The following is a 7634-nucleotide window of genomic DNA, read 5'->3' on the forward strand; positions in this document are numbered from 1 at the left end:
CTGCAGTTTATTTCAGACCTTCCACAAACGGAACCTCGAAACACTTTTCGTGCATCACCGGACCGTGGCCGAAATAGCCGTCCTCGCCAAAGAGCTCACCATGGTCCGAGGTGACGATAAACCAGGTATTCCCGGGTGCCTTATCCATGAGCCTCCCGATCTGCCCGTCCAGATACTCGACGCATTTGACCTGCTGCCTGTGCAGCATTTGCATCTGTTCCGGATCAAAGAATTTTTCACGGGAACCCTGTTGCCGGTCCCTGTTGTCCAGGGATTTGAAGACCCCGTGGACGCCGGAGATATGAGGCAGTTGGTCGTCATTGAGCATGTACGGATAATGCGTCTCCCCGAGATTGAGGAAATAGTAGTGCGGCTGGTCCGGGTTGAACTCCATTTCGTCGATCATGCCGGAGAAATCATTGTGGTTCTCCATGAGCTTGTAATCGTCAAAGTCGCGGCTGATCAAGGTGAATTTATTCAACACGGGCAGTGAAACACGGGCAACGGTTCTGTAGCCCAGTTTCCTCAGGACCAGCGGCAGGGAAATTTCCGGTAGAAAGTCTTTAAAGGAAATATCGGGCAGCCCTGTTCTGTCTGTCCATAGAACGAATTCTTCCTTGTACACTGTGGAGGCGAAGACGCCAACCGGGCTGGTATGCGGCATCATCCCCATGGTAAAGGCGTAGTGGGATGGCGCTGTCCAGGAGGCATAGCTGTACCGCTTTTCAACAGCTCCGAGGCGGTCGATATTGGGTGTGTCCGCCATCGTGAAAGTGTCGTAGCGACAACTGTCCATGATGATAAATACAATATTGTTTGCCATGATACTATCCAGGGAAAATGTAATGGTAACGCTCTCGGCCGTCTCCATGGCCGACCGGAACGGGTAATTGCCTATGGCAGCCAGGACCACACTTCTATTCTCGCAAATCTCCTCAGCCCCATGGACAGGATGTTCCACAGGGGAAGTTCAGAGCTCTGTATCTTGGCGTAGCCTGTCATGCCCGATTTTATGGCGCCGTCGTGATTTTCCAACCTAACCATAACGCTTATGAATTTTCCGAACTGCTCTTCTGTGACGTCGGGCCCAATGTTTGTAACTGTGCCATGAAATTCCATATTTTCATAGGCCAAAGGACGGAGCTCGGCCTCTGCACCGGTTTGGACGAAATCTATGTCAACCTCGGGGATATTGATCTGGGCAGTCACGCTCTCGGTATTTTCGGCCAGAGCAAAAGGCTCTCCTTTCTCAAGAAAACTGCCGATTTTCTGCTTCAGGTGCAGGGTGGTCAGTGTGCCGGTAAATGGCATGCGCAGGACAGCCTGGTCGATCAATCTCTGGTAGTAGTCGCGCATTTCCTTGAACCGCTGCAGCTTGGCAGTGGCTGCCTCAAGTTCTTCGGGAGCAACACCGGCATCGGTCAGGGCCAGATTGGCGGTGCGCTCTTCTTCCTGCATCTTGTCAACATTATACTGTTTTTCTATATCGGCAAGCTCTTCCAGGGAAATAGCCTCTTTCTGGAACAGTTCTCTTGCCCGCTGTAATTTTGCCTCGCTGAATCTGACCTTGGTCTTTTCGACCTCAAGACTTCTCAGAGCCAGGAGGTGTTCTTCCGGACGGGGCTTGGCTTTCATGTTCTCGATGATTGCCGCCTGTTCCTTCACCTTGTAGGCATACAGGTTTCGCTGGTACTCGAATTCAGAGGAGTCAAGAACCGCGATGGGCGTGTCGGCGGTAACCGTCTCTCCGCCGTTGAAATACACTTCCTTGATGATGCCGGGATAGTTCGAGGTGATCTCCTGCTGTTTGCCGGGGATGATGACGAAGTTTCCGCCCGGATTGTACCTGCAGGGCACCATCAGCAGTAGAGCGGTTATGAAGACGATTGAAGTCCAGACCACCGACCTGGTGATATTTCTCTGGCGACCGGGGACGATACTGTCACTGTTGTCAGGAGCAAGGCGCTTTCGCCATCGTTCAAATTGAACGGTGCGTTCGTACTGTTCGGTTATTTTCTTGAGCTGTCGCCATATTCTGTAACAGACAAACAAAAAGAGAACGGCTGTTACGATTATTCCGGCTGGTCCTATCTGTATCTTGAGGATGTGACCGACAAAGTACACGCCGACGGTAATCACCGTCAGCAGGCAGAGTATGGACAGCAGGGCATAGGCGCTGAGAATGGTGTTGTCCGCCGAGGTGTAAACCCGTCCATGCAGTTTGTTCAGCAGGGTTTTGTACGCCTTTTCCTTGAGATACGGTTCGTTGGCAAAGGCCGATAACAGATAGTAGCCGCTGCTCTTTATAAGAGGGTTGGCGGTAATGAGGAAAGATACACCACTGATCGTGGCCAGGGAAAGCCCGAACAATGATTGCCCGGTCCCCTGTCCCCTGGTGATGTACCACAGCAGGATGCCGAGGCTGAAGAGGGCGATCCGGACCACGAGGGGAGTGGCATGCAGCCATATCCGTTCACGCCTGCTGAGCTGCTGAACATGGCCGATCCGGAGCATGAACCGGGGCAGGAAGAAGAAATAAAAAACAAGGCAGACGGCATGTACAGTGGCGCGAAAGGAATGGGCCACGAATGCGGTTGTAACCGTCACAGCGAGGTTCACTGTGATCATGCCCAGGAGGATGTGCTCCAGAAAGGTGATATTATCGAGTACAAAGCCGATATCGTGTTCGATCAGGACAAAGTATTTCGTCGCGATATAGAGCGACACAAGAAAAAGGGTCGGCAGCAGATAGATAGAGTACCGTAGAGGTGCGACAATCGGTGCCAGTATCTTGAGCAACGGACCGGGATCGAAAATCTTGAATCCCCGGAAGGCGACAGTATCGTCCATGCCGGCGACATCCTTGATTCCGGCCGGCAATTCCTCGTCGGAAACCGTTTTTCCGGTACTCGCGGCGGAAGCCTGGCTCCCCTTTCTCGTCTTTAACTCCTCAAGGATAGGATGAGAAAAGGCCTGTATCCTGAAAAGCTTTTTTTCTTCGATTTCATCGAAGAGTTTTTCGGCCTCGTCGATGGTGAGTGGTCGGCCGAATCGGTCTTCGAATACAGAGGAAAGTTTTTTGAAGTCCTCGCAGCCGACCAGCACCTCGAGGACGAAAAACTGCCAGGGTTCAAAATAGTGAGACTGCCGTGTGTTCTTGTCCCGTATGATATAGGTCTGTTGCTGCCCGTCATCGACCCGGAAGGCCTGCAGGTGCTTTTTCAGCAGTGCGGGAACAGCAACTTTTTTCGCTTCTTCACCCACGTTGTTCGTTTCCTTGTCTAGTTTTCATCGGTTGATATTTTTCTGGCCCCAAGAAAGATTTCGCATCCCCCCGGGGATTGCGAACGTATTTATGCCCCCCCAGGGGCATGACCTTGGGACCGAATGGATTTGCCGTTCCGAGAAACAATCCCGCAGGAGAGGCCACCATGGTCCGTAAACCGATATTGTAGGGGTTGCCCATGCCATTGGTTGTTACCGGGATCCAGTTCTCCCCGTCAAAAGAACGAAAAAGATCGAACCCGGCATGATTGTCGATAATGAATCTTTCGCCCAGTTCATTAACAATATTGACAAAACTCTGCGGCCAGCTTTCCCTTCTGGCATAGGGTATCATGATACTCCAGTCAAAGGTGGACAGGTATAGCCAGTCATCATAGGCGCACATTTTCCAGAAGTATCCGTTGAAAAAGTTGTCAAATCCCGACAGGTATCCGGAGAGAGGATATTTGTGGCCATCCGGTGTGTCCCTTTCCTCACCGACGATCAGGTCCCAGGAGCCGTCGGGATGAATCCGGATGAGCTCGGGAGGGGCCGGACCGATATTGTTCTGCCTGTCGATTCCTCCGCCCTGAATGGCGCTGCCGACATAAAGGGCCCCCTTGAAGGGATACATGCTCAGAACGCATTGGTTATGTTTGCCGCGGTAGGCCCCTTTTTCGATGATCCGTTCCCAGCGGTAAGGCGGTTCACCCTCGGCGTCGGTTCGCCAGACCTGATAGCCTTCCAGGTTGAAGGTGCCGACATAGAGATAGTCGCCAAAGCCTACCATTTCAAAAACAGTCTTGTTGCCGATATCTCCGAAGCCGAAATCGCTCACCGGTTCCCATTGCCCGGCGGCCGGGTTCCGGCTTTCGTACACAATGGAATGGGACGAGGTATTGGGGTTGCCTCCTCGGGCGCCTGCCGGAGTCGTGTAGAGTCGACCCTTGAAGGTGGCCAGGGTTCTGATGGTGGTTACCGGCAGGCCGATCAGGCCGGGTTCGCAGCTTATGTCGAAATTCCGTCCATCTTCAGTCCGCAGGAGTACCGGGCCCCGGCCCTTTGCCGGTGACCAGGTGGCCACGTAGAGGGCCGGTGGATTTTCCTCTTCGTTGACCACCATTCCCCTGTAGCCCAGTTCCCTGGGGATGGGTTTGCCGTGGCTGCCGGTGATGACCGGTGATTTGAAAACTCTCTCCCAGGTATCGGTACCGGGATCATAGCGCCAGATTTCAGCCCGCAGGTCAAGGTCGAAGGGTTTTTCCGGGCATTCCACCGGCCAAGGGTCCAGGGCGATGGGCAGCCGCGCCTTCATGAGGGGAAAGTTTCCCCTGGTCGTCGCCACGTACAGGTGCCCGTTGAACCAGGCCATGGAGTGGGCGTAGGCGTTGAGACCGTCGCCGAACCCACCATAGGCGATAAGACGGAAATCCTGTTGTCGCAGGCCGGGATGAATGCCGAGCCGATGGTAGTCAGTCACTGCCGAAACCTGTGTTGGTCATGGAATTGTTCTTTTGAGGCGCTGGGTTCAATATACGAGGTGCTGGCGCAGGGGCGCAAGGGGAGGGGACTGCGATTTGCTCCAGAAAAGATGACAGGTTTCAACCACTTCATCCTGGCGGGACAGGGGAAAGAAGTGGCCTGCGTTGCGGAAAATATGGAAATCCGCCTGCGGCCAGACATCCTTGAGAAAATGCATCGTGGGCAACGCCTGGGAATGTTCTCCGTACATGGCCATTAGGGGAAGTTCCAGCCGGGACAATCTGTCTGCGCAAAGCCCGTCGGGCGCCATTATTTCTTTTTCCGCCGCTTCTGTTGCAACAAGCTGGAGCCATTTCAAAGCGGTTCGTCTGTCGAAGCGGCAGATAAGAGGCCCAAGGGCCTGCTTGATTTCAGGAGCAAAACTGGCCTGGCCGGCTTTCATCCTGGCGATCACCGTCAGTAGATGATAGCCGAAAAAAGGATCCTCGCTGTCAATGGGGATGTTGAATCTGTTCAGCAAGGTCGCGATATCACGGCCCTGTTTCCAGGGGAACCGATTCGCATTCTTTCTGCCTTCCCAGAGATGGGTGTCGGCAAGGACCAGGCTGGCAACAGAGTCGGGCCGGCGGCAGGCGTGGCACAAGGCAACAGCCCCGCCGTAGCTGTGGGCGAGAAAATGCGCTTTCTCGATACCGAGAAATTCCAGTAGCCCTGCCAGGTCCCTGGCCATACTGTCGGGTGTGTAGCCCCCTTGTGGTACAGAGGACCTTCCATGTCCCCTCAGATCGTACAGGGTGACATGGAAGCTGGCCCTGAATTCCTCCACGTAGTGAGGGCACCAGAAAGCCAGGCTGGTGGCCAGTCCATGTATCAGAACCAGTTCCTCGGCCGCCTCGTTGGCTGTGCACTCAATTCGCATGTAATTGAGCTTTATTCCATTTATTTCCGCTGAGGGCATCTGTTCTCACTCCATGTAGCCCAGCATTTTGAGCTGTTCCAAAAGCCGTTCTTTCTCGTCTTCGGACATCTTGTCCGCTCCTGTTTCCTTTTTCTCCAGCACGGTCGGATCCCCGAGGCATACGGGATGGTCCTGCAGTTGGGAGTCGGTGAACAAATTTTCAGGCACCCGCCCTTCCATGTTCCGCGGTACCTTCAGGCCGAGGCTGTACAACAGTAACGCGCCGGCATCGACAATATCGCATGGAGCTACAGTTTCATTTTCCCTGATTCCTCTGCCGCAGGCAATGAGGATCCCTTCTGGATGATGGGTGCCGGCAACTTCTTCCCGCGGCTGCACCACCGGTTTTTTATTTTTTATGGATACAAAACCGAAATCCCTCAGGACCAGCAGGAGGTCCGGGGCGTCGGCCATGGCCGGGCCGGAAAATACCTCCTCGCGTTTATGGATCCCGGTGATGATCCGTTCGCCGGTGGCCGGATCGCGCAATTCCCGGAGATCCTCGATGAGTTGTTCCCTGAAGCGTTCATATTCCTGTTCCGGCACTCCCGGATCTCCGGGGTTCCGGGCGACCCGGATCGTAATGCCGTTGCTGGAGGGTGTGCTGCAGTAGGCGGTGGTTCCTGACCAGTCCAGGTTGGCGAACATGCTCTCCTCGCGCCTTTTCGCAGCTTCGGTGTCGGGCATTTCTTTCCACTTAAGGTATCCCTTCTCATGCAGATAGGTGTTGATGCGCACGACCTCGTAGGTTGTCGTGAAACCGTGATCCGAGACCAGAAATACCTGCGCATCCGGGCCGGCCGCGGTCACGAGCTCCTGGATGTATCCGTCGAGGTTCCGGAAGTATTCCAGGCAGAGGGATCGCATGCGGTGATAATATTCATCCCTGTCTGTCTCCTGCACTGTTGGATCGAGAAAATGCCAGGCCTGGTGCTGTATCTTGTCAACACCATCGAACATTACTGCCATGAGATCTGGTTGCTCTGTTTCCATCAGATATTTCGCAATGGAGAACCAGAGGCGTTCCCGGGGAAGATGGTAGCGTATCCAGTCTTCTCTCTCTGTGGCGGAAAGTTCGGTGACCGCCTTTTTTTCAAGTTCGAAATCCCATGCCAGTTCCCGGGGATTGAAATCAGGCAGGTCCTGGCGCAGCCGGTCGTAAAGATCTTTGGGGGTTGTGTTGTTTCTGAGGTGGCGCCACGGAATAAATCCGGGAATCATTACCCCGTTGATGTCGTCGGGAGGCGGGGCCGTAAAGGGAAAATTCAGGGCCACAATACGTTGGCCGGCCCTGCTGGCCAGGGACCAGATGGTTTCGACCCTGCAGTCTCTCGCATCGTAGAGCGTGAAAAAAATATCGTTGTCAGCTTCTTCGGAGCGGATGAAATCGTAGATGCCATGATGTCCCGGAGAGTACCCTGTCATCAGGGATACCCAGGCAGGCGGGGTGAGGGGATTGGGCGTGGACCGGAGGATACCTCGGGATCCTTTTCTGTACAGGGATGCCAGAAAAGGCATGGTTACTTCCTCTTCTCCATGCTGGGCGGTCAGAGAGTCCAGAATGGTGAAAGTGGCGCCGTCAAGACCGATCAGCAGTGTTTTTGTTCCCATGGTAGCTCCTTTATACCCTCTGTGCCACATAATCGGCGATCTGGCTGACCGTCAGGTCAGATACATAACTTCCGTCTTCCATCAGCAGGGACTGAAAGCCTATTTTTTTGCCGTAGAACTGTTCAATAGCGACACACAGCTGGATAATATCGACCGATGCGAAATCAAGGTCTTCGACCAGGGACGTCCGGCCCGATATTCCATCGGCCAGGTCAAGTCCCCAGTCCTGAACAAGATCCTCGATTATTTCAATCAGTGATTTTTCGACGTTTTCTCTGTTGGTAGATGACATTTCTGAGATTCCTTCCTGATAAATATA

General features: G+C 53.8%; 6 protein-coding genes. All 6 read right to left on the bottom strand.

The window, feature by feature from the left end; all coding sequences use genetic code 11:
- Positions 1–7: 7 nt before the first annotated feature.
- The 6 genes from GF1_RS01535 to GF1_RS01560 all read right to left on the bottom strand — a co-directional run bounded on the left by GF1_RS01535 (position 8) and on the right by GF1_RS01560 (position 7607).
- Complete coding sequence (locus GF1_RS01535) at positions 8–823, bottom strand: sulfatase-like hydrolase/transferase (RefSeq protein WP_267927863.1); 816 nt, start codon at positions 821–823, stop codon at positions 8–10.
- Between the two features lie 71 nt (positions 824–894).
- Positions 895–3264: an HlyD family secretion protein gene (locus GF1_RS01540; protein WP_267927864.1), complete on the bottom strand. Its 2370-nt coding sequence runs from the start codon at positions 3262–3264 to the stop codon at positions 895–897.
- Positions 3257–4744: a hypothetical protein gene (locus GF1_RS01545; protein WP_267927865.1), complete on the bottom strand. Its 1488-nt coding sequence runs from the start codon at positions 4742–4744 to the stop codon at positions 3257–3259. The genes GF1_RS01540 and GF1_RS01545 overlap by 8 nt, the downstream gene beginning before the upstream one ends.
- A 48-nt stretch (positions 4745–4792) precedes the next feature.
- Positions 4793–5704, bottom strand: coding sequence for an alpha/beta fold hydrolase (locus tag GF1_RS01550; RefSeq protein WP_267927866.1), 912 nt, complete (start codon positions 5702–5704; stop codon positions 4793–4795).
- A gap of 6 nt (positions 5705–5710) precedes the next feature.
- Positions 5711–7315, bottom strand: coding sequence for an alkaline phosphatase family protein (locus GF1_RS01555; protein WP_267927867.1), 1605 nt, complete (start codon positions 7313–7315; stop codon positions 5711–5713).
- Positions 7316–7325: 10 nt separating this feature from the next.
- A complete protein-coding gene (locus tag GF1_RS01560) occupies positions 7326–7607 on the bottom strand; it encodes an acyl carrier protein (protein ID WP_267927869.1) in 282 nt (93 codons plus the stop codon).
- Positions 7608–7634 lie beyond the last annotated feature (27 nt).

Source organism: Desulfolithobacter dissulfuricans (genome assembly GCF_025998535.1).
In the GTDB taxonomy this organism is placed as follows: domain Bacteria; phylum Desulfobacterota; class Desulfobulbia; order Desulfobulbales; family Desulfobulbaceae; genus Desulfolithobacter; species Desulfolithobacter dissulfuricans.